We start from the raw sequence: 1941 nt of genomic DNA on the forward strand, positions 1-1941 counted from the left end.
AGCAGGTGCGGGCGCGGGTCTTCGAGGTGCTGCGCACCCAGCTCTACGAGCGGGGGTTCGACGCGGTCACCCTCGCCGGGGTCGCAGCGGAGGCCGGCCTCGGACGCACCGCGATGTACAACCACTTCCCCGACAAGGAAAGCCTGATCGTCGCGTTCGTCGAGGGCGAGGCGACCCGCTACGTCGACCGGCTGCGCGAGGCCCTCGACGCGGTTCACGATCCGGTGGCCAAGCTCGCCACGTTCGTGCGGCTGCAGTTGCGCGCGCTCGCGGAGTACCACCTCCCGCCGGGCACCGCGCTGGCGTCCGCGCTCGCCCCGGCCGCGTACCGGCGGATCAGTGCGCACGCCGACCCGATCACCGAACAGCTGCGCGAGATCCTCGACGCCGGCCGGCGCGCGGGGCGGTTGCCGGACGAGGATCCGGACATCCTGCTCCCGATGATCACTGCGGCGCTGGCCAGCCGCCAGGTCGTCGACGTGCCGCCTGAGCAGCTGGAAGAGGCCATCGAGGCCGCCGTCCGGTTCGTGCTGCGAGCCGTCGGAACGAGTGAGATCGACGATAGGACGGCCGAATAAGGCCGTACCCTTACCCGCGCGATGACCTAGGCTCTTTCTGACAAGGTGTCAGATCGATGCCAGCAGGAGGCCCCATGCCGGTCACCACGGACGTCAACTCCATCCCGTTCTCCGCGACCCCGTTCTCCGCGACGCTGCGCGCCTCCACCAGAACCGTCCACGAGCGAGCCAACCACTCCGCCTACATGAACGCGCTGCTCGGCAACGAGCTCACGCTGGCCGGCTACACCCAGCTCGCGATCCAGTACTACTTCATCTACCAGGCGATCGAACAGGTCAGCGACACCATGGCCGGCGACGGCACCGGTCGCGAGTTCGTCTTCGACGAGCTGCGCAGGCTGCCGAAGCTCGAGACAGACCTGGCGTTCCTCGCCGGCCCGGACTGGCGCGAGACGATCCGCCCGCTCGCGGCCACCGAGTCGTACGTGCGGCGCATTCACGAGGCGTCGGTGTGGGCAGGCGGCTATGTCGCCCACCACTACACCCGCTACCTCGGCGACATCGCGGGCGGCCAGGTCATCCGCCGGCTGCTGGCGACGAACTACGGCGTCATCGACGAGGGCGCGCTGTTCTACCGGTTCGACGAGATCGGCAGTGCCCCCGCGTTCCGCGACCGCTACCGCGCCAAGCTCGACGCCGCCCCGTGGAACGAGACCGACCGAACCACGGTCGTCGACGAGGCGCTCGTCGCGTTCGAGTGCAACGTCGCGGTGTTCGCCGAGCTCGCCGACGGCATGCACCGGTACCAGCCGGCGTAAGGCGGCATGCCCCATCTCGGGGACGGGGCGGGCATCGCCGTCACACCACGGCGCCGCTGTCACGGCGTTTCTGCGTGGGCGGCGACGACGGTCACATTGGCGGCCAGCGCCGCGACGGCTCCGGCGCTGAACGTCCACCGGAAACGCACGGCCAGGTAGAGCACCTGCGCGGCCAGCGCCACCCCGAGCGCGTCGTGGCTGCACAGCCCGGCGAGATTCGCCTCGCTGGTGCTGCCGACGGGGAACGGGACGACGTGGTCGAGCTCGTAGTCGATCGCCCGCCGGGGGCAGGGGTCCTCGGTGACCGACCGCAGCGCCGTGAGGGTCGGGTGGCCCCCGGCAGGCAACGGTTGCGGAGTTCTCCCGGGCCCTCGGCGGCGGGTCTCTGCGTAGCAAGCGGCACACCCGCTCGGTCGATGCGAACATCCGGCGCGGGGCAGCCGCCGGTGACCGGGTTGCGGCGCTGGCGCGCGAGGTGGCCGCGATCCGTGCCCGGCTCGAGCAGGCACCGGCCCGGGTGGCGAGCGCGGAGTCGCTGCGTGGTGCTCGTTTCGTTCGGGATCGCTACGGGTGGCACGAGGTGGTGCGGGTCAACGCGCGCACCG

At 71.0% G+C, this 1941-nt stretch carries 3 protein-coding genes; 2 read left to right on the forward strand and 1 reads right to left on the reverse strand.

Going from position 1 to position 1941, the window contains the following annotated elements:
* Both VGD70_RS21155 and VGD70_RS21160 read left to right on the forward strand, forming a co-directional pair.
* The coding region (locus VGD70_RS21155; RefSeq protein WP_331083931.1) for a TetR/AcrR family transcriptional regulator at positions 1-578 on the forward strand (578 nt) is incomplete at its 5' end.
* Between the two features lie 74 nt (positions 579-652).
* Positions 653-1336 carry a biliverdin-producing heme oxygenase gene (locus VGD70_RS21160; RefSeq protein ID WP_331083933.1) on the forward strand — a complete coding sequence of 228 codons (684 nt, stop codon included), beginning with the start codon at positions 653-655 and terminating at the stop codon, positions 1334-1336.
* A 59-nt stretch (positions 1337-1395) separates the two neighbouring features.
* On the opposite strand, the gene VGD70_RS21165 is transcribed toward VGD70_RS21160, so the two are convergent.
* Positions 1396-1683 carry a hypothetical protein gene (locus VGD70_RS21165; protein ID WP_331083935.1) on the reverse strand — a complete coding sequence of 96 codons (288 nt, stop codon included), beginning with the start codon at positions 1681-1683 and terminating at the stop codon, positions 1396-1398.
* Positions 1684-1941 lie beyond the last annotated feature (258 nt).

This window comes from Actinophytocola sp. (genome assembly GCF_036402745.1).
Classification (GTDB): domain Bacteria; phylum Actinomycetota; class Actinomycetes; order Mycobacteriales; family Pseudonocardiaceae; genus Actinophytocola.

Excerpts from the sequence above, each read along its gene's own strand:
- VGD70_RS21160 (WP_331083933.1), top strand. The coding sequence starts at position 653 with ATGCCGGTCACCACGGACGTCAACTCCATCCCGTTCTCCGCGACCCCG.